The 21,596-nt window shown below is 73.6% G+C and carries 19 protein-coding genes and 1 pseudogene; 16 read left to right on the forward strand and 4 right to left on the reverse strand.

Features of this window, described 5'->3' with window-relative positions; genetic code table 11:
• Positions 1-95 precede the first annotated feature (95 nt).
• Positions 96-821, forward strand: a complete 726-nt coding sequence (locus AB0Q96_RS28500) for a peptidoglycan-binding protein (RefSeq protein ID WP_365330353.1) — start codon at positions 96-98, stop codon at positions 819-821.
• 69 nt (positions 822-890) lie between these two features.
• Here AB0Q96_RS28500 and AB0Q96_RS28505 read toward each other — a convergent pair.
• Positions 891-1,657, reverse strand: a pseudogene (locus tag AB0Q96_RS28505) (transposase); the annotation flags it as partial.
• A gap of 94 nt (positions 1,658-1,751) precedes the next feature.
• Between AB0Q96_RS28505 and AB0Q96_RS28510 the strand changes: the two are divergent.
• Positions 1,752-2,303 carry a hypothetical protein gene (locus tag AB0Q96_RS28510; protein ID WP_365330355.1) on the forward strand — a complete coding sequence of 184 codons (552 nt, stop codon included), beginning with the start codon at positions 1,752-1,754 and terminating at the stop codon, positions 2,301-2,303.
• A gap of 110 nt (positions 2,304-2,413) precedes the next feature.
• Here the strand turns inward: AB0Q96_RS28510 and AB0Q96_RS28515 are convergent, their stop codons facing one another.
• Positions 2,414-3,250, reverse strand: coding sequence for a LysR substrate-binding domain-containing protein (locus tag AB0Q96_RS28515; RefSeq protein ID WP_365330461.1), 837 nt, complete (start codon positions 3,248-3,250; stop codon positions 2,414-2,416).
• A gap of 94 nt (positions 3,251-3,344) precedes the next feature.
• On the opposite strand from AB0Q96_RS28515, the gene AB0Q96_RS28520 reads away from it, so the two are divergent.
• The 7 genes from AB0Q96_RS28520 to AB0Q96_RS28550 all read left to right on the forward strand — a co-directional run bounded on the left by AB0Q96_RS28520 (position 3,345) and on the right by AB0Q96_RS28550 (position 7,690).
• Positions 3,345-3,857 carry a cupin domain-containing protein gene (locus tag AB0Q96_RS28520; protein WP_365330357.1) on the forward strand — a complete coding sequence of 171 codons (513 nt, stop codon included), beginning with the start codon at positions 3,345-3,347 and terminating at the stop codon, positions 3,855-3,857.
• Positions 3,858-3,952: 95 nt separating this feature from the next.
• Positions 3,953-4,120, forward strand: coding sequence for a hypothetical protein (locus AB0Q96_RS28525; protein ID WP_365330359.1), 168 nt, complete (start codon positions 3,953-3,955; stop codon positions 4,118-4,120).
• Between the two features lie 383 nt (positions 4,121-4,503).
• A complete protein-coding gene (locus tag AB0Q96_RS28530) occupies positions 4,504-5,154 on the forward strand; it encodes a TMEM175 family protein (RefSeq protein WP_365330361.1) in 651 nt (216 codons plus the stop codon).
• 162 nt (positions 5,155-5,316) lie between these two features.
• Positions 5,317-5,901 (forward strand): TerD family protein, encoded by a 585-nt coding sequence (locus tag AB0Q96_RS28535; RefSeq protein WP_365330363.1) that lies wholly within the window; start codon positions 5,317-5,319, stop codon positions 5,899-5,901.
• Positions 5,902-5,935: 34 nt separating this feature from the next.
• A complete protein-coding gene (gene tatA / locus AB0Q96_RS28540; protein ID WP_365330364.1) occupies positions 5,936-6,229 on the forward strand; it encodes a twin-arginine translocase TatA/TatE family subunit in 294 nt (97 codons plus the stop codon).
• 83 nt (positions 6,230-6,312) lie between these two features.
• Entirely contained in the window at positions 6,313-6,516 is a 204-nt protein-coding gene (locus tag AB0Q96_RS28545; RefSeq protein ID WP_365330366.1) for an antitoxin, read from the forward strand.
• A gap of 274 nt (positions 6,517-6,790) precedes the next feature.
• Positions 6,791-7,690: a GNAT family N-acetyltransferase gene (locus tag AB0Q96_RS28550; RefSeq protein ID WP_365330368.1), complete on the forward strand. Its 900-nt coding sequence runs from the start codon at positions 6,791-6,793 to the stop codon at positions 7,688-7,690.
• Positions 7,691-7,749: 59 nt separating this feature from the next.
• Here AB0Q96_RS28550 and AB0Q96_RS28555 read toward each other — a convergent pair whose 3' ends face one another.
• Positions 7,750-8,325: an EF-hand domain-containing protein gene (locus tag AB0Q96_RS28555; protein WP_365330370.1), complete on the reverse strand. Its 576-nt coding sequence runs from the start codon at positions 8,323-8,325 to the stop codon at positions 7,750-7,752.
• A gap of 240 nt (positions 8,326-8,565) precedes the next feature.
• Here AB0Q96_RS28555 and AB0Q96_RS28560 point away from each other — a divergent pair, with 240 nt between their 5' ends.
• The 3 genes from AB0Q96_RS28560 (at position 8,566) to AB0Q96_RS28570 (ending at position 11,338) form a co-directional block, all read left to right on the forward strand.
• Positions 8,566-9,129, forward strand: a complete 564-nt coding sequence (locus AB0Q96_RS28560; RefSeq protein WP_365330372.1) for an SMI1/KNR4 family protein — start codon at positions 8,566-8,568, stop codon at positions 9,127-9,129.
• A gap of 122 nt (positions 9,130-9,251) precedes the next feature.
• A complete protein-coding gene (locus tag AB0Q96_RS28565; RefSeq protein WP_365330374.1) occupies positions 9,252-10,760 on the forward strand; it encodes an MFS transporter in 1,509 nt (502 codons plus the stop codon).
• The gene (locus tag AB0Q96_RS28570) at positions 10,757-11,338 is read left to right on the forward strand and encodes a TetR family transcriptional regulator (RefSeq protein WP_365330376.1); all 582 of its coding nucleotides are present in this window, start codon (positions 10,757-10,759) and stop codon (positions 11,336-11,338) included. The genes AB0Q96_RS28565 and AB0Q96_RS28570 overlap by 4 nt, the downstream gene beginning before the upstream one ends.
• 11 nt (positions 11,339-11,349) lie before the next feature.
• On the opposite strand, the gene AB0Q96_RS28575 is transcribed toward AB0Q96_RS28570, so the two are convergent.
• Positions 11,350-13,533, reverse strand: a complete 2,184-nt coding sequence (locus tag AB0Q96_RS28575) for an FUSC family protein (protein WP_365330377.1) — start codon at positions 13,531-13,533, stop codon at positions 11,350-11,352.
• Between the two features lie 159 nt (positions 13,534-13,692).
• Between AB0Q96_RS28575 and AB0Q96_RS28580 the strand changes: the two genes are divergently transcribed.
• The 4 genes from AB0Q96_RS28580 to AB0Q96_RS28595 all read left to right on the forward strand — a co-directional run bounded on the left by AB0Q96_RS28580 (position 13,693) and on the right by AB0Q96_RS28595 (position 21,586).
• On the forward strand, positions 13,693-14,205 hold the full coding sequence (locus AB0Q96_RS28580) for a GNAT family protein (protein WP_365330379.1): 513 nt from the start codon (positions 13,693-13,695) through the stop codon (positions 14,203-14,205).
• A gap of 744 nt (positions 14,206-14,949) precedes the next feature.
• A complete protein-coding gene (locus tag AB0Q96_RS28585; RefSeq protein ID WP_365330381.1) occupies positions 14,950-17,007 on the forward strand; it encodes an AfsR/SARP family transcriptional regulator in 2,058 nt (685 codons plus the stop codon).
• A gap of 248 nt (positions 17,008-17,255) precedes the next feature.
• Positions 17,256-19,511 (forward strand): TOMM precursor leader peptide-binding protein, encoded by a 2,256-nt coding sequence (locus tag AB0Q96_RS28590; RefSeq protein ID WP_365330383.1) that lies wholly within the window; start codon positions 17,256-17,258, stop codon positions 19,509-19,511.
• Positions 19,512-19,606: 95 nt separating this feature from the next.
• Positions 19,607-21,586, forward strand: a complete 1,980-nt coding sequence (locus AB0Q96_RS28595; protein WP_365330385.1) for a TOMM precursor leader peptide-binding protein — start codon at positions 19,607-19,609, stop codon at positions 21,584-21,586.
• Positions 21,587-21,596 lie beyond the last annotated feature (10 nt).

Here is a 21,596-nt window from a genome sequence, read left to right on the forward strand (position 1 = left end):
GGCCACCACGCCGTCGAGACATCGGGCTCGACCCGCGAAGAAAAGGACAAGGACTCGGAGTGATACCCACCGGTACAACCCTTCCGGACTCCCGGGTGACGACCCCCCGGCGACCCCTCGCCCACGCGGCACTCGTCCTGTTCGCCGCCCTGCTCGCCGTACTGGCACTGTCGGCCCCCGCGCACGCCCTGGACTCGACCACGTGGCTCCAGCGCAATCTCGCGGGTGTCGGCTATCTGTCGCCGAGCGCCGTCGACGGCGTCTACGGCCCCCAGACCAGCGCCGCGGTCCGCTCGTTCCAGCAGGACAACGGGCTGGCCGAGGACGGCGACTACGGCAGTCGCACCGAACTCGCCCTGCACAACAAGGTGAAGGAGGTGCAGCGCAAGGTCGGATCCACCGCCGACGGCGCCTACGGCGACGGCACCACGTCCAAGGTGACGGCCTGGCAGCAGGCGAACGGCCTGTCCGCCGACGGCATCACGGGCCCCGCGACCATGGGTGCGATGCGCATCGCCCGCACGGTGAGGACGACCGGTCAGTGGAAGACCGCCGAGCACGGCTGGTCCGTGAGCGGTCAGTTCGGCTGCCTGGACAACCTCTGGATCCGCGAGAGCAACTGGAAGGTGTACGCGACGAATCCCTCGTCCGGCGCCTACGGCATCCCGCAGTCCCTGCCCGGCGACAAGATGTCCGCGGCGGGAGCGGACTGGCAGACCAACCCGGCCACCCAGATCGAGTGGGGCCTGGACTACATCAAGTCGCGGTACGGCACCCCGTGCGCGGCCTGGTCCTTCTGGCAGTCTCACAACTGGTACTAAGGGCTGTCCCGTAAATGATCTCCGGGTCGCCTCGGGCATGGTTGGCCCGATGTGCAGCCCGCTTGCCCATCCGGCGAGAGCGAGGTTGTGCATCCGTGCGATACCGAGCATGGCGTGGTGGACGCCGTCGCCCTTGAGGGGACAGTCAACGCAGGATCTTCCAGGTCTTCATCCGGGCGAAGACGTGCTCGACGCGGGCACGGACCTGCTTGTGGGACTGGTTGTGTTCCTCTTTCCAGGCCGGGAGTTCGGTCTGGCCGCGCTGTCGGCGGTGCGGGATGACGAGGCCGGTGCCCGGGTAGCCGCCGTCGGCGATCGTGGTGGTCTTGCCGACGGCGGCCTTGGCGCCGGACTCCTCCCATGCCTTGCAGTCGTTGCGGTGCCCAGCGAGCGGCCGACCGACCACGATGACCAGGCGGGTATCGGCGTCGATGACGACCTGGTGATTGGTGGAGGACCGGTAGTTCTTCGACCGCTCGGCGATGGCGTGGTCGCGGGTGGGGACCAGAGTGCCGTCCACGATGAGCACGGTGTCATTGGCGAACCGCTTGCGGGGCTGGAGTGCGAGCAGGGGGCGAGGTGGTTCATGACTCGGCCGGCCGTGGACTTCGAGACGCCGAACAGCGGAGCGAGTTGCCGCAACGTCAGGTTGGCTCGCCAGTAGGCCGTGACCAGCAGCACTCGGTCCTCCAGCGGCAGGCTCCACGGCCTCCCTTGATGGACACATCTGCTCCATGGCGCCGGAGCGTGGTGAGCAGTTTGCCGAAGCAGCGGGGGCTCTGCCCTGCGAATGGGGTTATCCAGGACGGCTCCGATGCCGTGATCACACTCGCCACATCGTGATCATCGCGCAGGCCGGCCTCATGCCGAGACAATCCCACAGCTACGCTGCTCGGGTCAGTCCACAGTGAGCAAGACCCGGGGGAAACCGTGAACCGACCGCTGCTGTTCCTCGACGTGGACGGGCCGCTCAACCCTTATGCGGCCAAGCCGGAGAGGCGTCCCGACGGCTACACCACCCTCCGAGTTCCCCGGAACGATGCCCATGAGGACGACAGGGGCCTTGCGTCCCGACGGCGCCCCCTGCGGGTCTGGCTCAACCCGGAGCACGGACGAACCCTGCTCCAGCTCGGCTTCGAACTGTGCTGGGCCACCACATGGATGGACGACGCCAACCGGTGGATCGCACCGGTCCTCGGCCTTCCGGAACTTCCCTTCGTGGACTTCGGCGACGCCCTGCTCCAAGAGCGCCCTGATGGAGTCCACTGGAAGACCGGACCGTTGGTGAGCTACGCAGGCGGCCGCCCCTTCGCCTGGGTGGACGACGAGCAGAGTGAGCTGGATCAGACCTACGTGACCGCCCACCACCAAGGCGCCGGGCTCCTCCACCACGTCAACCCGCGGATCGGCCTACGCGAGAACGACTTCCACACACTCGCCGACTTCGCCCAGTCCCTGGACACCTCACGAACCACCGGCTGAGCACCTCGCCAGCTCGGCAGGCCGCTCCGCACTCGAGACCGAGATCTTTGCGGGACAGCCCTCAGGCACGGTCACCGGTGGCGGGATCGCGGCGCCCGGGGATTTGCCGCTCATATGCGGTAGGCGGCTGTCGCGGTCTCGATGAAGGACCGGACCAGCGGATTGGGGTCGCCCTCGTTCCAGACCGCCACCACGCGGCTCGGCGGCATGTCGAGCAGCGGCACCACGGCCAGCTCCGAGGGGACGTCGTGTCCGAGGGGGGCCAGGCCCACCGTGCCGTTCCACAGCACGGCTTGCAGGCACTCCTGGACGGCGCGCACCACGGGGCCCTCGCGCGGTGCGCCGCCGTTCCAGTACGTCTGCCAGAGGGGGTCGATGCCCGGCGGGAACTGGAACCAGCGGCGATCGCTCAGCTCGGCGAGCCGCAGCCCGTCGCGGTGGGCCAGCGGATCGTCGGCGCGCAGGACCACGCCGACCGGATCGTCTCGCAGCGCCCGAACGGTCAGGGCGGTCTCGTCGAACGGCGCTCGCGTCAGCGCGACGTCGACCAGGCCGGCGCGCAGCCCGCAGGTGGGGTCGGTGAGGTCGGTCTCGCGGACGCGGATGTCAATGCCGGGGCGGCTCCGGCGGTAGGCGGCGGCCAGCCGGGCCACTCCGGGGTCGGTGCCGTCGCCCAGGATGCCGATCGTGAGGGTCGCGGCGCCGGCCGCGGCGCTCACGCGTACCCGCACGCGGTCGGCGTGGTCGAGGAGGGACCGCGCCTCCTCCAGCAGCACGCCGCCCACCGGGGTGAGCGTGACACCGGTGGACGAGCGGACGAACAGCGGAGCCCCGACCTCGGCCTCCAAGCGTTTGACCGCCCGGCTCAGCGGCGGCTGGCTCATGTGCAGTCGGGTGGCGGCCCGGCCGAAGTGGAGTTCCTCGGCGACCGTCACGAAGTAGCGCAAGGTGCGTAGCTCCACGCCGCAACGATACCCACGGGGTATCGGCGCCGTGGGATGAGTCTTGGACACGGGCGGGCCCCGGCGGTGCACTGTGAGCATGACCGAACAAACGCAGACAAGCGTGCCGACCACCGCTCCCGCCGCCGCCGTGTCGGTGGTGGGTCCCGGCGAAGGCGAGACGATCGTTCTGGGCACCACGCGCATGCGCGTCCTGGAGGACGGCAGCCACACCGGGCACCGTCTCGCGATCGCCGAGTCCGTCCTCGCCCCGCACACCCAGGGACCGCCGCAGCATCGCCACGGCCTGCACGACGAGGGCTTCTACGTCCTGTCCGGCACCGTGCGGTTCACCGTCGGGGACGAGGACCACGACGCGAGCGCGGGCACGCTCGTGATGGTGCCGCCCGGCACCCCGCACACCTTCGCCAACGTGACCGACCGACCCGCCGTCATGCTCAGCACCTTCACCCCCGACCTGTACGTGCAGTACTTCCGGGACCTCCAGAAGACGCTCGCCGACGGCAGGCCCCTGACCCCACAGGCCAACCGCGCCGCGATGAGCCACTACGCGACCGAACCCGCGACCGGCCCCTCGACCAGCCCCGCCTGACAGCGACGCCACGGCTGCTCCCGCCCTATCAGGTCAGCGTCGGCCACTTGGGCCCCGTGGCGCCGTGTCGATCCGACTTCAGCAAGGAGCCGACGTTGTTCACCGCCGTCTTCCAAGACCACTACGGCTATCTCGCCGTAAGCGCCCTGATCGCCCTCGCCCTCGGAGCCGCTGCCTGGCGGCTCGCCCGCCGCCGGCACAACCCCCGCGGGTTGTGGCTCGCCGGACTCGCGGCCACGGACACGATGGCCCCCAACGGGTGACAAGGCGCGGCTCGGTTGGATCACCAGCTGGCAGTGGGTCGATTCCGGCGTTCTCATGCCCCGGACGCTCGACGTGCGGGTGAGCCGCAGCGGGACCGTCTCACGGGTCGACGTGGCCCTCGGGCCCAGAGGGTGGCGGCTGAGTTGAGTGCGGCCGGGGTCCGGGCGGCCGGGGAAGGCTCTGGGGAGCCGCGGTCGGCCGGACGCGTCTGCAGGTGGTTCGCCGACGGCGGCCAGGCCCCGAAACACCGGCGGGTCGTCGGCGACGACATCCTCGTCCCGGCAGTCATGATCGTCCTGGCCGTGCGATCCCGGCGCCTGGCGGCCAGGCCCCGGACGACGGCGGAAACCGGCGCCTGAGCCACAGGGAGTTGTTCCTCACCATGACGACCCACACCGGCCACGAGCCCGACGGCGGGACCGACGCGGCGGGAGCGCGCGCCGCCGACCGGCTCACCGCGTTCGTCGACGCGGCGATCGCGATCGCGCTCACCCTCCTCGCGCTGGACCTTCCCCTCCCCTCCGGTGACACCACTCGCGCCGTGCTCGACTCGATCGCCGACCACGGCAAGGAGTACCTGGCCTTCGGGATCAGCTTCGTGGTGATCGCCGCCCACTGGCGCGCCCACCACGAGATCTTCCGGTACGTCCGCACGCTGAACAGTCACCTGACCAGCCTCACCCTGGTGTGGTTGTTCATGCAGGTCCTGATGCCGTTCGCGACCCGGGTGATCACCTCCGACATCGCCTTCCCGTCGCGGTTCAGCCTGTACGCGCTCGTGCAGGTCCTCGCCTCCACGACGTTCGCGCTGATCATCCGGGAGATCCGGCGCGCACACCTGTACCGAGCGGACGCGCCGTCCCGGGTATTCGCCGAGAGCCTGGTCCGGAGCGTCTGCCTGGCCGCGGCGTTCGGGGTGTCCATTCCCCTCGCGTTCCTGCTGAGGGGCCCCGGCGCGTACCTGTGCTGGCTGGCGGCACCGCTCGTGCTCGCCGTGGCCCGCCGCGTCCAGCGCCGCGCCTCCGCCCCGTAGCGGACCGGGGTGCGACGGTGCGGGTGCGGTCCGCGCCCCCGCGGGCATCCCGGGAGGTGGACGCATCCCTGACTTCGTTTCTACATTGCTGTAGATTCAGGTGTGTTGTCGACGGACGTGATCGGCCGGTGGGTCCGGTCCTGGCTCATGAGGAGGAAACCGGTGGGTGTCGATCTGACCAAGGGTCAGCGGATCAGCCTGGAGAAGAGCGACGGCGGGCAGTTGAGCGTCGTGCGCATGGGGCTGGGCTGGCGGGCCGCGCCTCGCAAGGGGTTCCTCGCGAAGCTCACCGGCGCCCGGGAGATCGACCTCGACGCCTCCGCCGTGCTCTTCGCCGAGGGGCAGCCGGTCGACGTCGTCTTCTTCCAGCACCTGGTCAGCAACGACGGCTCGGTCCGTCACACCGGCGACAACCTCGTCGGCGGCGCCGGACAGGGCGGTGACGACGAGTCCATCCTCGTGGACCTCGCGCGTCTGCCCGTCCACATCGACCAGATCGTCTTCACGGTCAACTCCTTCACCGGGCAGAGCTTCGCCGAGGTGCAGGACGCGTTCTGCCGCCTCATCGACGAGACCACCGGTCAGGAGCTCGCCCGGTACACCCTCTCCGGCGGCGGGCAGTACACCGCCCAGATCATGGCCAAGGTGCACCGCTCGGGCGGCGGATGGCAGATGTCCGCCATCGGGGAGCCGGCCACCGGCCGCACCTTCCAGGACCTGATGCCCTCCCTCACCCGCCACCTCTGAGCGCCTCACCGCCACCACCGGGAGACCCACGGACATGTTCGGCATCAGCGAACTCGCCATCCTGCTCATCGTCGTCATAGTGATCTTCGGAGCGAGAAAGCTCCCCGAACTGGCCCGTTCCATGGGCAAGTCGGCCCGCATCCTCAAGAGCGAGGCCCGCGCCATGAAGGACACCCCGGCAACCCCGGCCGCGGCCGGGGACCCGTCCGGCGGGGCCGCGGCGCCGCGTGTCATCCAGGTCGCCCCCGGCGATGTCACCCTTCGCCACGAGGCGGGGCCGGACACCGCCACGGGTACGGGCATGGGCACGGGCACACCCCGATCCTGATCAACTCCCGCAACCGGCCGGCGCAACGGCCCGGAACCTCTCCCCGTCAGGGGCACACGCGACATCGGAAGGACGTCACGGACATGTTCGACAACCTGAAGGACCTCAAGGACAAGGCGATGGACCTCGCCGCGGAACACGGCGGCCTGGTCAGCCAAGGGCTGGAGAAGGTCGCCGACTTGGTCGACGAGAAGACCGAGGGCAAGTACAGCGACAAGATCGACACCGGCGTGGACAAGGCGAAGGACTTCATCGAGGGCCTCGGCGAGAAGCGCGCTTCGGACTGAACGGCCCCAGGGCGGCCCCATCGGCCGCCCCCGGTCGTCCCACGACTTCTGCCGCCCGCGGTGATGTCGCGCGCGCCCTCCGGAGGCGGGTAAATGCGTGGACGGTCCCGCTGGAGTTCACGTACGCTGTGGGTCCACGCTCTGAGACGGATGGAAGGAGGCGAGTGCCGTGCAGTTCACACCTTTCCCGCGCTCCCTCTTCCGATGCCCCGGCGTGGCTCTTCAGTTCTGACCGGGAGCGCTCCACGCAGCAGCCTGTATCCCGGAGGAATCCTTGACCGCTACGGTCATCCGCACGCTTTCCACGAGCGACGCGCATCTCTTCGACGCACTCCCCGACCCGCTGGGCGCCCGTGAAGGGCATCGGCGCACCCTGTTCCGCCCCGACTGGAAGCGCGTCGCCCTGCGCGACGGCGAGGTCGTCGCGCGCGGTGCGTGGTGGGGCGGCCCCGACGACTCGGAGCCCGTCAACATCAACTGGTTCGACGTGGCCGAGGGCGAGGAGGAGGCCGGGGCCGAGCTCCTGCGCTCCGCTCCCTGGCAGGTCGAACTCGAGATCAACCTGCCCGGCGACTGGCGGGAGAAGCCCGACCTGCGCGCCGGCGCCGAGGCCCGCTTCGCCGCCGCGCGCGCCGCGGGGTACGAGCCCCTGGTGGAACGTTTCCTGTACCGCTGGACCCCGGAGCGCGGCCTGCCCGAGCGGCCCGGACGCCTGCGTTTCCGCGCCGAACCCGACGACAGCGTGTTCCTCGACGCTCTCCGCCGCATCCACTCCGCCACCCTGGACGCCCACGCGCTGAGGGCCGTCGAGGAGGGCGGCGTCGACCAGGCCGCCCAGGAGGAACTCGACTTCTTCCACTGGTGCCCGTCTCCACGGGAGTGGTGGCAGGTCGCGTACACGCCGGAGGGCGAAGCGGCCGGCATCCACATCCCGGCCCACAACCCCTCCGGCCCCACCATCGGCTTCATCGGAGTCGTACCGGAGCAGCGCGGTCACGGCTACGCCTACGACCTCCTCGCGGAGTGCACCCACTTCCTCGTCGAGCAGGGGGCGGAGTTCGTCAGCGGGGCGACGGACCGGGGCAACTTCCCCATGGCCGCGAACTTCGCCAAGGCCGGCTACCCCGTCGTCAGGGAACGCGTCAACTTCCACCTGCCGGGCCGCGCGGTCTAGCGAGAAGCAGCGAGGAGCAGCGGGAAGCGGCGAGGAGCAGCGAAGTGTGACGCGTGCGGTCAGCGGTCCGGTCCGGAGGAGGGTCCGGGCCGCCGGCCCGTGGCGACGGGGCCGCACAGCTGATTGCCGGGTTCGGACGGGTCGTCGCTGATCCAGAACTGGATCCACAGTTCGGTGAACTCCGGGCGGCTCAGGTAGCCGTCGGCGTCCCGGTCGAGATGGGCGAAGGTGTCCGCGACGTCGACGGACCCGCCGTGCCACGTGTCGACCAGCCGCTGGTGCTCGGAGGGGGAGATGCGTCCGTCGCCGTTCTCGTCGACGGCGTCGAACACCGTCTCGGCGGTCGCGGCGACGACCTCGCGCATCGTGGGCAGCAGGTCCACCATGGCCAGGAGCTCGTCCAGGTCCACCTTGCCGTCCCCGTCCGTGTCCACGTGGGCGGCGAGGTGGTCCCACCAGCCGAGCATGACCGACTCCACGCGCGCCGACAGTTCGGATCCGGGTCTCACGCGCGGCATGCGCTGCCAGCGCTCCGCGAGGGCCTGGAAGTCACGCCGATCGAGGTAGCCGTCGGCGTCGGCGTCGAACGCGCGGAACATGGTGACGAGCTTGTCGCGCTGGAACTCACTTGCCACGGTCGGTCCGCCTTCCGCCCAGATCATCCGGTCCCCGGCGATCCTGCCCGCGCACGCCCGCGCCCCAACGGCGCCCGGGGGTGCGGGGAGGCTTACGCGAGCCCTGCGCACGCCCTCCTTCCGCGGCTGTACGCAGCCCGCGGCTGTACGCATCCCGCGGCTGTACGCATCCGGACGGACGCCGAGACGCAGCCGACGGCGCGGTGCGTGCGGCGGGGGCGGCCTTGTTACCGTCGCCGGATGGACAGCTGGGACGCGGACGGCGTACGCGCACGAGTACGGGCGATGGCGGTACGAGACCCCTTGTGCGGGCGTTTCGGGGCGGGCACCCACCGGTACGTGTTGTCGCCCCGTCTCCCGGAGGCGGAGGTCCGGGCGTTCGAGCTCGCGCACGGGATCGAACTGCCCGCCGAATACCGGGCGTTCGTCACGGAGGTGGGCAACGGGCCCGCCGGCCCCGGCCATGGGCTGATGCCGCTGACCGCCGCCCGCCCCGAGGCCGACGAGGAGTGGGCCGTGGACGACGAGTGGCGGGAGGACCGGCTGCCGGGCCGGCTCGCCGGGCCGTTCCCGCTCACGGACCCCCTGCCCGGCCGGCTCCGCACCCCCGCCCACGCGCTGACCCCGGGCACGCTCATGCTCGCCGAACTGGGCTGCGGCATGTTCGTCCGACTGGTCCTGAACGGCCCGCGGGCCGGCCAGGTCTGGGAGCTCGATCCGGACTGGGGTGGCTTCGTGCCCGTCAGCCCCGGCTTTCGCGCCTGGTACACCCACTGGCTGGACACGGCTCCGGCGACCCCCTGAGCCGACGTCGGGACCGGCGGCCTTGGCAGGGGGTGTACAACTGTTTACCCTGAGGGTGAACAGTTGTGCACCCCCCCGCCCCCGGGCTCCCCTCCCGGCTCACGCACCGCCTCTGGAGCACGATGCCTCCCGCGATATCCGCGCCCGGTACGCCGTCGGGCACGACGCCCGGCCCCGCCCGTTCCCGGCTCGTCGTCCCCGTCCTCGCCTTCTGCGGCATGGTCGTCGCCGTCATGCAGACCCTCGTGGTGCCGCTCCTGCCGCACGTGCCCGCGCTGACCGGGGCGAGCGCCGGCGCGGCGGGGTGGCTCGTGACGATCACCCTGCTCACCGGCGCGGTGTTCACGCCGGTCCTCGGCCGGGTCGGCGACATGTACGGCAAGCGCCGGGTCCTGCTCGCCTCGCTCGGCGTGCTGACCCTCGGGTCCGTGCTCTGTGCGGTCAGCTCCGACATCGGCGTACTGATCACCGGCCGGGGCCTCCAGGGCACGGCTCTCGCGGTGATCCCGCTGGGCATCAGCATCATCCGCGACGAGCTCCCCGCCGCGCGCATCCTGCCCTCCATCGCGCTGATGAGCTCCACCCTCGGCATCGGCGCGGCGATCGGAGTGCCGCTGGCCGCCGTCGTGACCGAGAAGTTCGACTGGCACACGATGTTCTGGGCCTCCGCCGCGCTCGGCCTGATCGACCTGCTGCTCGTGCTGTGGATCGTGCCGGAGTCCGCCGTGCGCTCCCCCGGACGCTTCGACGTGCCGGGCACGCTGGGCCTCACGGCCCTGCTGGTCGGTGTGCTCCTGGCGATCACGCAGGGCTCGGCCTGGGGCTGGACCTCGCCGCGGACCCTCGGCCTGCTCGGCGCCTCGGTCGCCGTCGGACTGCTCTGGGGCTGGTACGAGCTGCGCACCTCGTCCCCGATCATGGACCTGAGGGTGTCCGCCCGGCCCGCCGTGCTGCTCGCCAACATCGCGGCGCTGCTCATCGGCTTCTCCTTCTACGCCAACTCCCTGGTCACCGCGCAACTGGTGCAGGAACCCACGAGCACCGGCTACGGCCTCGGCGCGTCCCTCGTGGTCAGCGGGCTCTGCCTGCTGCCCGGCGGCCTGTCGATGGTGGCCCTGTCCCCGCTCTCGGCCAGGATCTCCGCCACGTACGGGCCGCGCACCGCGCTCGCGCTCGGGGCCCTCGTCATGACCCTCGGCTACGTCGTGCGCGTCTTCACCAGCCACAGCCTCTGGCTGATCGTCGCCGGCGCCACCGTCGTCTCCTGCGGCACCGCCCTCGCCTACTCCGCGCTGCCCGCCCTCGTCATGCGGGCCGTGCCGGTCGGCGAGACCGCCTCGGCCAACGGGCTCAACACGCTGATGCGCTCCGTGGGCCAGGCCTGCTGCAGCGCCGTCGTCACCGCCGTACTGGCCCACCTGACCTTCGTGGCCGCCGGCCGCACCGCGCCGACGCTCCACGCCTATCTGCTGATCTTCGTCGTCGCCGCCGGAGCGGCCCTCGCCGCCCTCGTCGTCGCCTCCTTCCTGCCGTCCGACCGCCCGGGCCGTGACGCCGTGCGCGACGGCGGCCCGCCGGGCGGTACGGTCGCGGTGTCACCGCCCACCCGCGCCGCCCGAGGGAACGCATGAGCACCGCCGACGAACCCACCACCCCGGCCCCGGACGGACCGGAGACCGGACGCGAGGCCATCATCCGGGCCGCGCGGCGGGCGTTCACCCTCAAGCCCTACGCCGAGGTCACCATGCGCGGCATCGCCGCCGCCGCCGGGGTGAGCCCGTCGCTGATCGTCAAACGGTTCGGCAGCAAGGAGGTCCTGTTCAACACGGTCGTCGACTTCCGTCCGGCCGCCGCCGAACTCTTCGCCGCCCCGCTTCCCGACCTCGGCCGGCACCTCGTCCTGACCATGGTCGACCTCCGTGACCGGCTCCGCGGCGACCCGCTCCTCCGCGTCGTCTTCTCCCTCGGCATCGAGGACGAACGCACCCTCCTGCGCGCCCGCTTCCGCGAGCAGGTCACCGACCGGCTCACCGGCCTCCTCACCGGACCCGACGCCCGGCTGCGCGCCGAACTCGTCGCCGGCCAACTCCTGGGCCTGGGCGCCACCCTGAGCCTCCACCGCCCCGACGGCGCCACCTCCCGCACCACCGCCGCCCGGCTCGCGGACCTCTACGCCCCCGGCATCCAGCACCTCGTCGATGGGACCTGAACGGGTGCCGCTCAGCCGGCACCAGGACCGACGGCCATCCCCGTATCCGTCCCCGTATCCGCATCCGTATCCGCCCCGGTCACCGTCCCCGCCTCCGCCGCGAGCCGTTCCAGGTCCGTCGTCAGCGAGGCCAGCCACGCCACGGTCGCGTAGTACGCGCGGGGTGCGCCCGGCGGCTCGGCGGCCGTGACGGCGGAGGCCGTCGGGAGGCGGAGCGGTACCGGGGTGTCCCCCGTGTCCCCGGTCGGGTCCATGCGGGCGGAGGTGAGGAGCATGCCCGCCGCGACCCGGTCCCCGGCGCGGATCACGGATTCCGAGGAGTCGCGGCCCAGCGGCGGCACCACGACCGGCTCGGCCGGTACGAGGAGCCGGTCGGCGCCCCACAGCGTGTGGTGCCCGGCGATCAGCGCGGCCTGCCAGTCCCGGCGGACCGGCCGCGGGCCGGGGCCCACGGGTTCGCTCTGGTACTGCGCGTACGCCGACTCCGCCATGACCAGGGCGTGTTGCAGGCTGCGGTGCCCCGGCGCCGTGGCCACCGGCACGCGCCGCCCGCCGGCCGCGACCTGCGCCGTCGTGCCCACCACGATCTCCGCCGCGATCCGCAGCAGCACCGCGACCGCCCGCCGCAGTTCGTCGTGGGCGCCCCGCGGCCAGGCCAGCAGTCCGAAGACGGCGCCGATCGCGCTGCCGGTCAGCACGTCGAGCAGCCGGAACTCGGCGAGCTGCCAGGTCGCCGGTGCCAACTGCGCGAAGACCAGCGCGACCACCACGGTGAACAGCGCCTGCGCCCAGCCGACGCCCTTCACCGGCCCCAGCGTGAAGGTGACCAGCATCAGCGGCGGGAGCGCCACCGCGTACACCTCGATGTCGGTGCCGACGAACGCCAGCAGCGTCGCCGCGACCAGTGCGCCGACGAGGGTGCCGGTCAGTGCCTTCCGTTCCGTCGTACGGGTCTCCCGCACCGTGGTCCGGGTCAGCGTCAGGGTCGCCAGCAGCACCCAGAAGCCGTGCGGGAGCGTGTCGACGCCCGCGATCAGCCGGGCCGCCGCCAGGGCCAGACTGATCCGCACGGCGTTCTGGAAGAACACCGACCGGCCGCCCGCGTGGCCCGAGAGGCGCCGCCACCACAGGCGCGGTGCCCGTTGCCGCGCGTACCAGAACCGGCCCGGCGCCGGCGGGTCTGCCGCCCGGCCCCGTACGGCGATGTCGGCGGCCGTGGACATCGCGAGCGCGGCGTCCGCCACCTCCAGGAGCGCCGCGTTGCGGCGCAGGACGGCGGGCGGGCCGTCCTCGGTCGCGGCCAGCTCCTGACGCGCCCGCCGCAGGTCGTCGTGCGCCCGCCCGTCTGGTGTCCGGCCGCGCAGCCGGGCGGCCGTCTCCCGCGCCACCTCCGTGACCGCGCGCAACGGGTCCGGTCCCCCCGCCCCGGCGTCCGTCGGAGCGGGCGGCGGCAGCACCGTCAGCCGGCCGAGCAGGGTGCGGGTCGCGAGTCCGGTGTGGGCCAGCGCCCGCTGCCGTACGCCCGCGCCAGCCGGGCGTTCCGCCTCCGGTACACGGGAGGAGCGGAGCCCCGTGCTCAGGGCCCGGGCGGCGCCGAGCTCGGCCTCCGGGAGCGTGTACGGGGCGGTGCGCAGCCGGTCCGCGCAGTGCGCGGCGCCGTCGGCGGCCCGGGCGGCGCGTTCGCGGTAGGGCAGGGCCGCCGGCTCGGGCAGCAGGGTCAGCTCCGCGACGGTCAGCAGAGCGAGCCCGAACGTCGCGCCCGCGAGGCGTTCGCCCAGCGAGCCGGGGTCGTACGGGGGGAAGGACGGCAGGATGTACATCAGTTGCAGCCCCGTGGCCGCGCCCGCGAACCGCGGCCCGCCGACGGCCATGAACGCGAGCGCGAACCCGACGGCCAGCATCCCGAGCACCGCGCTCCACGTCCGCACGGACAGGTAGGTGCCGAGCGTGATCAGCACCCAGCACACCGGCGTCGCCGCCACCAGCAGCTGGGCCCGCTGCCTACCGGAGCCGGGGAGGTGCGACAGCCCGGCCATGGCGATGGCGCCGAACAGCGCGTACGTGGCACCGACGGCCAGGCCGAAGCCGTAGAGCAGCACGTAGAACCCGGCCCCGGCGGCGATCGTGACGCGCAGCGCCCTGCGCGCCGCCGCCCGGTAGGCGGGCGGCAGCCCTCGCGGGAAGCGGCCACCCATGTCCTCAGGATCGCCCGCGCGGCGGCGCCCGGCACGACGGGGCCGCGCCCCGGGCCCGGTGACCGGGGCGTCGGCGCCGCGCGGCGGATCGCCCAACGGCCCGGCGGACCGGCGCACCCGGGTAGCCCGCCGGGTGGCGTCCGGGGCAGGCTGGTGCCCATGAACGAGTTGCGTGGCGCGGGCGTCGTCCTGCGCCCTTCCGAGGCCGGGGACGCCCCCGCGCTGGCCGCCATCCGGAGCACCCCCGAGGTCAGGGCGCGGTGGCGCGGCGGGGACGACATGGTGGCGGAGGTGACCTCCGACCTCGCGGATCCGGGCACCCACTGTCTGACGGTGCTCCACGAGGGCCGGATCGTCGGAATGATCCAGTGGTACGCCGAGGAGGAGCCCGACTACCGGCACGCGGGGATCGACCTCTTCCTCGATCCCTCGGTGCACGGCAGGGGGCTCGGCACCGACGCCGTCCGCACCCTCGCCGGCCATCTGGTCGACGACATCGGCCATCACCGGCTCGTCATCGACCCGGCGGCCGACAACGTGGCCGCGATCCGCTGCTACGAGAAGGCGGGCTTCCGGCCCGTCGGCGTGATGCGGCAGTACGAGCGGGACGCGGACGGCGGCTGGCACGACGGGCTGCTCATGGACCTGCTGGCGTCCGAGCTGGTGCGGTGATCACGGCCCGCCCGGCTCCCTGACCGACCCTTTCGCGCCCTGTTGGCCTGAAGCCGCCGGGACCGTCCGGCTGCCAGTGACGTTCCGGGGTCTCCGGCGGCGCCGGTTCTCAGCTCATCCACTGTTCGCTTATGGGACGTTTCGTCGAGATACGTCGTTCATGCTGGTCACGGGCTGCCGGGCGAGCCGCCGGGAGCGGGCGACGGGACCCCGGCCCCGGGAGATCCCGGGGCCGCAGTCGTTCACGGCCACCGAGGCCGGTCCCGGACGGTCGGAAAGCGGCCATTCTTTGCCTCCGGCGTACCTCGATGGACGATCTCCCGGGGGCGGCGGCTCATTCCCGATGCTCATCCGGATACCGGACGGACGGTGTCATGACCTCATCACCGTGCGTCCCGGCCCCTCGCGCCCGCGCCCGCTGCACGCCCCACCGTCCACGTCAACCACGTACCGGCGGATGTCCGGAAGGGATCAGGCCCCGTCCCCCGCGCGGCACCTCCGCTGTACCTTCCTCCTGACCCGGCGCCGACCCGGGTCGCCCCCGCTCCCACCCCCACCCAGGCCGCTCCGGCGACCGCTTCGGCCCAGCGCGCGCACATCCCCCGTACCCCCCTCTGCCTTCCCCGGTGGTCCGCCATGCCCGCTGCACCCGCCCGGCCCCCGACCTCCCGCTCCCGGCCGCACGACCACGGCCACCCGTAGGGACCCACCTGGCACCAGCGGACGAGGAAGGCGAACACGACGGTGCGATTCCACTTGCTCGGGCCTCTGAGCGTCACCGACGGACGGGACGTCGTGATGCTCCCGCCCTCCAAACCGACGGCCCTGCTCGCCGCGCTGCTCATCCGGCCGGGTTCCATCGTCTCCGCCGACCGCCTGCGCGACATCGTCTGGGGCGAGGAGCACCCCACGACGGCCAAGACCGCCCTGCAGAGCTGCGTCCTGCGCCTGCGGCGGCTGTTCGCCAAGTACGGCATCGAGGACCAGGCCGTCGTCGCCGTGGCCGGCGGCTACCGCATCGACGCCGACGCCGAGACCCTCGACCTGCTCCACTTCCGCCGGCTCGTCGAGCGCGCCGCCGCCTCCGGCGCCGACTCCGAGCTGTACACGCTGCGCAGCGCGCTCGCCCTGTGGCAGGGCAGCCTGCTCTCCAACGTCCCCTCCGACCTGCTGCACCGGGACGAGGTGCCCCGCCTCGCGGAGGAGCGCCTGAGGGTGCTGGAACGGGTCTGCGACATCGAACTGGGGCACGACCGATGTCGCGAAGCACTCGTTGATCTTTGGGAGGTTACGCGCGTATACCCGGCCCACGAGCGCTTCGCCGAGCAGCTCATCGAGGCCCTGTACCGGACGGGCCGGCAGACCGAGGCGCTCGCGGAGTACCGCAGGGTCAAGGGCCACCTGCGCGAACGGCTCGGCGTCGACCCGCGAGCCCAACTCCAGCGCCTGGAACTGGCGATCCTGCGGGGCGAGGAGCTCGGCCGCGACGAGCCGGCGCGAAGACCGGCCGAGCGGACGACGGCGCCGATCACGGTCGGCGCGCCCCTTGACCGGGGCCCGTCCCCGGCACCGTCGCGGGACCTGCCCCAGGCCCCGGGCCCCGTCCCGTTCCCGGTTCCGGTCCCGGTCCCGGTCCCGGCTGCCGTCACCGTCGCCGTCGCCTCGCCGTCGGAGCCGGGCGCGGCCCTCCACCGTGAGGGCACTTCCGGCTCCGACATGCCGCACCCTCACCCCTCGACTCCGAATCCGACTCCGAATCCGACTCCGCCGCTTCCCACCGTCCCCGGCTTCACCGGCCGGGAGCACGAAGTCGATTCCCTGGTAAGGATGTTGACGAGCGGGGGGCCCGACGGCGGTGCCGAACGGGCGCCGTTCGCCGTCCTCTCCGGAGCGCCCGGCATCGGCAAGACCGCCCTCGCGCTGCACGTCGCCCACCGGGTGAGCGGTCACTTCCCGGACGGTTGCCTCCTGGTGTCGCTGACCCGCCCGGACGGCAGTCCGCGCCCGGCGGAGGAGGCCGCCGAAGAGCTCCGCCACGCGCTGCCCGCCGGCCCCGCAGCGGGCCGGAGCCGTGCCCTGCTCGTCCTGGACGACGTCGTCCACCCGGATCAGGTACGCCCGTTGCTCACCGCGTACGCCTGCGGCGCGGCGATCGTCACCAGCCGGATGGGGCTCGCCGCGCTCGTCGCGACCCACGGGGGCACCGTGCACCGGCTCGGAGCCCTCGATCCGGCGCAGTCGCGGGCGCTGCTGACCGCCGTCCTCGGCCGGGAACGGATGGCCGCCGAGCCCACCGCGGCGCTCCCCCTCGCCGCCGCCTGCGGCCACCACCCGCTCGCCCTCCGCATCGCCGCCGCCCGCCTGCTCACCCGGCCCCGGCTCCGGCTCGCCGACTACGCCGACTGGCTCCGGCACGACCCCGTCGGCCGGCTGAGCCTCGCCGACGACCCCCGGATGTCGGTGCCGCAGCGGCTGGACGAGGCCCTGGGGCGGCTCCCCTCCGCACTCGCCGAGGCCCATCTGCGCCTCGCGGCGTCGCCGCAGGACCCGCTCACCACCGCCGGGGCGGCCGGACTCCTCGGCCTGCCGGAGGACACGGCGGAGCAGGTCGTCGAGGGCCTCCTCGACGCCGGTCTCCTGGAGGAGGGGCAGCCCGGCGTCTTCTGGACGCACGAACTCCTGCGGGCACACGCCCGCCGCGCGGCGGGCTCCTCCGCCGGCCACGCCCCCGCACTGCTGCGCCCGCCCCGGCAGGGGGAGTTCCCGCAGCGGGACGGAACCCGGCCGGCCGCCTTGAGGTGACGACGGGGGCTCCTCCCCCGCTCGCCGCACCCAGCCCGCCCGACGCACCGAACGGACACGCCGGACACCCGTCGGGCCCCACATACCCCACCTGACCCACGCGCCCCGCTATCCGCTATCCGCCCCATCCCCGCTCCGCAAACTCCTCCCGCAGCATCCCGCTCCCCCCGCAGCATCCCGAGCAGAGCAGTCGGCCCACCACCCCGGGCTCCGTCTCGCCACCCCGTATCGAGAGGTGTGACGCACGCATGACCCTTACGTCGTACGCGGAGATCGCCGGAACCCGGCCCCGAGTCCGTCGAGATGTCCTGTTCACCCAGACTCCCAACGGCGTGATCTTCCACAACGCCGACGGCGGATTCCAGCTCACCGCGAAGTCCGGCTACCGCTTCGCGACGCTCCTCATGCCGTACCTGGACGGCAGCAGAGCCGTCGAGGAGATCTGCGCGGGATTCGGAGACGCGCAGAAGGCCATGGTGGGCGAGCTGGTGCAGGCGCTCTACGGGCGGGGCTTCGCCCGCCCGGTACCCCCGCCGGACCAGGCGGACGGGGCGGACGCCGGGCCCGCGCCCTCCCCCGAGGCCGCGGTCCGCTTCGCCCCGCAGATCGCGTACATCGACCACTACGCCGACGGCGCCGCGAGCCGCTTCGCGCGCTTCCGGGAGACCCGGGTCGCGGTCCTCGGCTCCGGTCCGGTGGCCCGCTGGTGCGTGCTCTCCCTCATCCGGAACGGCTGCGCCACCGTCGGGGTCGAAGCGGCCCTCGCCGAGGGCACCGGCGGGGTGACGCCGGAGGAGTTCGCGGCCGTCCGCGCGGAGGCCGCCGCCCTCGCCGGGGACACCTGTCCCGTCGAACTGCCGCTGATGCCTGGGCGGGACGCGGTCCACGGCCCGGCGGCCTGGTCGACGTACGAGGGCTACGACGTGGTGGTGGCCGCCGCCGGGGCCGACGTGCCGGGGCTGGTGCTGCCGCTGCTGCGCGAGGGCGTGCCGCGCGGGCGTACGCTGCTGCCCGCCTGGACCTTCGGCGGCTCCGCCGTCGTCGGCCCGGCGGCGACTTCGGACGCGTCGTCCTGCTGGTCCTGCGCCGCGCTCCGGCTCGGCGCGGCCGGTGGCGCCGCCGCGTCGGACGCCGCCGACCTGTGGAGCGGCCTCGCCCTCGGCACCGGGACGCCCGGGACCCAGCCGGCCGGGCCGCTCGCCGCGATGCTCGGGAACCTCCTCGGGTACGAGGTGTTCCGGCTGGTCACCGAGGCCCTGCCGGCGGAGACCCGGGACCGGGTGCTCGTGCAGTCCATGACCAGCCTGGACGTCGCGTCGGAGCCGCTGCTCGCCCACCCGCGCTGCCCGTTCTGCTCGTCCGCCGCGGGCCTGCCCGAGCCGGTGGACGTGACGTCGGCGCCGGCGCGTCCCGCGTTCCTGCCGACGGTCGCCACCGCCCCCGACGACGACGCCGCCCAGGGGCCGCTCGCCGAGCTGGAGCGCCGATCGGCGCTCGTCCGCCCCTTCACCGGGGTGTTCACGTCGTACGCCGACGAGCCGCTGGCGCAGACCCCGCTCAAGGTGGGCGCGGTCGTCCTCGGCCTGGGGCCGCGGGGCACCCGTACGATCACGGCCTTCGACGTGCACCACACCGCCGGTGCCCGCCTGCGGGCGCTGAACGCGGCGGCGGTGGTCTACGCCGAACACGTGGTCCCGTCCGCCGCGTTCGCGGAGCCGCTGGACACCCTGCCGCCGGTGGCGGCCGACGCCCTCACCCTCGCGTCGGGCACGGGCGGCGCCGGCGGAACGACGGCCTGGACGCCGGCCACCTCGCTCCTCACCAAGGAGCTCGTCCGGGTGCCCGCCGGTGCCGTGCGCCCCTTCGGACCGGACAACGCCGACCGACGCTTCGAGCCGACGCGGGCCGGCGCCGGGGCCGGGTCGGACCTGCCGGAGGCAGCGGCGGCGGGACTGCTGTCGGCGCTCGCCCACGACGCCCTGCGCCGGGCCGTCGCGGGCTCCCGTGCCACCTCCCTGATCGCCCCCGAGGTCTTCGGCGCGGACCCGGAGACGACGTTCCTGCTCCGGTCGGCCGCCCTGCTCGGGCTCCGCGTCGAGCTGCTCGACCTCGGCGAGCGGGCGCACTCCGGCGCGTCCGTCGTCCTGGCGAGGACGGCGGCCGATGACGCGGCCCCCGGCCGGTGGGCCGTCGGCGCCGCCCTCGACCTGACCTCGGCCGCCGTCGACGCGGTCCGGGACCTGCTGGGAGGGGCGCAGCTCGCCGGGGAGGAGCTGCCCACGGACGAGGGCGACCCGCTGCTGAGGGATCTGGCCGCCGCTCTCGTGCCGGTCACCGGGAACGAGCCGGCGCGGGCGCCGGGCGACCCCGTGGAGTGGCCGCACGTCCTGGAACGCCTCGCCGCCGCCGGCCGGGACGCCTTCGTCGTCCCGACGCACGCCGCCGACCTGCCGACGGCGGGCATCCACACCGTGCGGGTCCTGCTCACCCGGGGCGACCGATGAGGACGGAGCCCGTGGACCGGCCGGGGCCCGGGACCGTGCCCCGGCCGCAATCCCGCGCCGCCGCCGGCCCCGCCGGGGCGCCCGGGGCGCCAGTCGTGCTCGCCCGCGCCGGGTCCGCTTCCCGGTTCGCCGAAGCCCTGCGCGCGGCGCTCGACGAGATCGGAGGCGGCGCGAACGGCGCGGCCGGACGCGGCGGTTCCGTACCGGCGGTGACGGTCGCCGCTCTCGGCGTCCAGGACGCGTTCGCGGGCACCGTCGACGGGCAGGGCCCTCCCCAGGGCTCCAGCGCCGACGGCGACCCGGCCCCCACGGGCGGCCCCACCGCCCCCACGCCCCGCACGCTCCCGGTGCATCTGTACGGACGGCAGGTCATCGTCGGTCCGTGGCCCCCGGCGCCGGGAGAGCCCGGCCGCGCCGGCTGCGCGACCTGTCTCCGGCGGCGCTGGCAGGGAGTGCGCTCCGTGCCCCTGCGGGAGGGGCTGGAGCTCGGTGCGGAGACCCGGGCGGCCGGTGACTGGCCGTTCGGCGTCCCCTTCGCGGCCGGCGCCGTCGCCGCCCTGGTCGCGGGGCTCGCGGAACAGGGGGGTCCGGGGACCGGCCCGTACCCGCGGGTCCATCTGCTCGACCTCGACACCTTGACCGTACGGAGCCATCCGCTCGTACCCGACCCGGAATGTCCGTCCTGCGGGACGCCCGAGGAGGACACCGCCGAGGGCGCCGCCCTGACGCTGCGGCCGGCCCCGAAGTACCGGCCCGGTGTCTTCCGGGTCCGCCGGATCGAGGACTACCGGCTGCCCGTCGACGCCTTCGCCAACCCCCACTGGGGCGCGATCGGCCCGTCCGTCGTCTGCGACGTCGCCTCGACCACCACCTCCGCCACCGTCGGCTGCTTCTCGTCCCGCTCCGGGGAGTACCTGCGCGAGACGTTCTGGGGCGGCCACGCCGACACCTACGCGCACAGCCAGCACATCGGGGTGCTCGAAGGGCTGGAGCGGTACGCGGGCATGCGCGCCCGGACCCGGACGGCCCGTCTCCGGGCCTCGCTCGACGACCTCGGCCCGGTGGCCGTGGACCCGCGCGGGACCGGGCTGTACGCGGACGCCTTCTACCGTGACAACCCCCGGGTGCGGCCCTTCACGCCGGACCGGGAGATCCCCTGGGTGTGGGGCTGGTCGCTGCGCGACGCGGCGGCGCGCGCCGTGCCGGAGATCCTGGCGTACTACCACGCGTCGGGTCTGGAGAACCGGTTCGTGCAGGAGAGCTCCAACGGGTGCGCGTCCGGCGGCAGTCTGGAGGAGGCCGTCTACTTCGGCCTGATGGAGGTCGTCGAACGGGACGCCTTCCTGCTCGCCTGGTACGGGCAGGCGCCGCTGCGCGAGATCGACCCGTCGACGAGCACCCGGGCGAGCACCCGGCACATGGTCGACCGGCTGGCCATGTACGGCTACCGGGCGCGCTTCTTCGACACCCGCGCCGACCTCCCCGTGCCCGTGGTCACCGCGTGCGCCGAACGGTTCGACGGGGGCGTGGGCCGCATGTGCTTCGGGGCGGGCGCGGGCCTCGACCCCGAGTCCGCGCTGGACTCGGCGCTGTGCGAGATCGCCACCGACTCCGTCAACCTCGTCGGCCGGACCCGGCGCGACGAGACCCGACTGCGGGCGATGGCCGCCGACTTCGACCGGGTCACCACCCTCCACGACCATCCGCTGGTCTACGGCGTCCCGGAGATGGGGCGGCACGCCGACTTCCTGCTGCGCCGGCCGAACCCCCGGCCGCCCCTGGCCGTGGCCGACCTCGCGTGGCCGGACACCGACGGCTCCGCCGTCGCCCCGGACCTGCGCCGGGACCTGCTGCGCGCGGTGGGCGCGGTCACCGCGGCCGGCTTCGACGTCGTGGTGGTCGACCAGACCCTTCCCGAGCAGCGCGCCCTGGGGCTGCACACCGTCAAGGTCCTGGTGCCGGGTCTCCTGCCGATCGACTTCGGCTGGTCCCGGCAGCGGGCCCGGCACATGCCCCGGATGCGCGCGGCCCTGGGCCCCGCCGGTCTCCACCCCGCACCCCACCCCTTCCCGTAGCGGTGCCCGT

Source organism: Streptomyces sp. NPDC093111, assembly GCF_040683955.1.
Classification (GTDB): Bacteria; Actinomycetota; Actinomycetes; order Streptomycetales; family Streptomycetaceae; genus Streptomyces.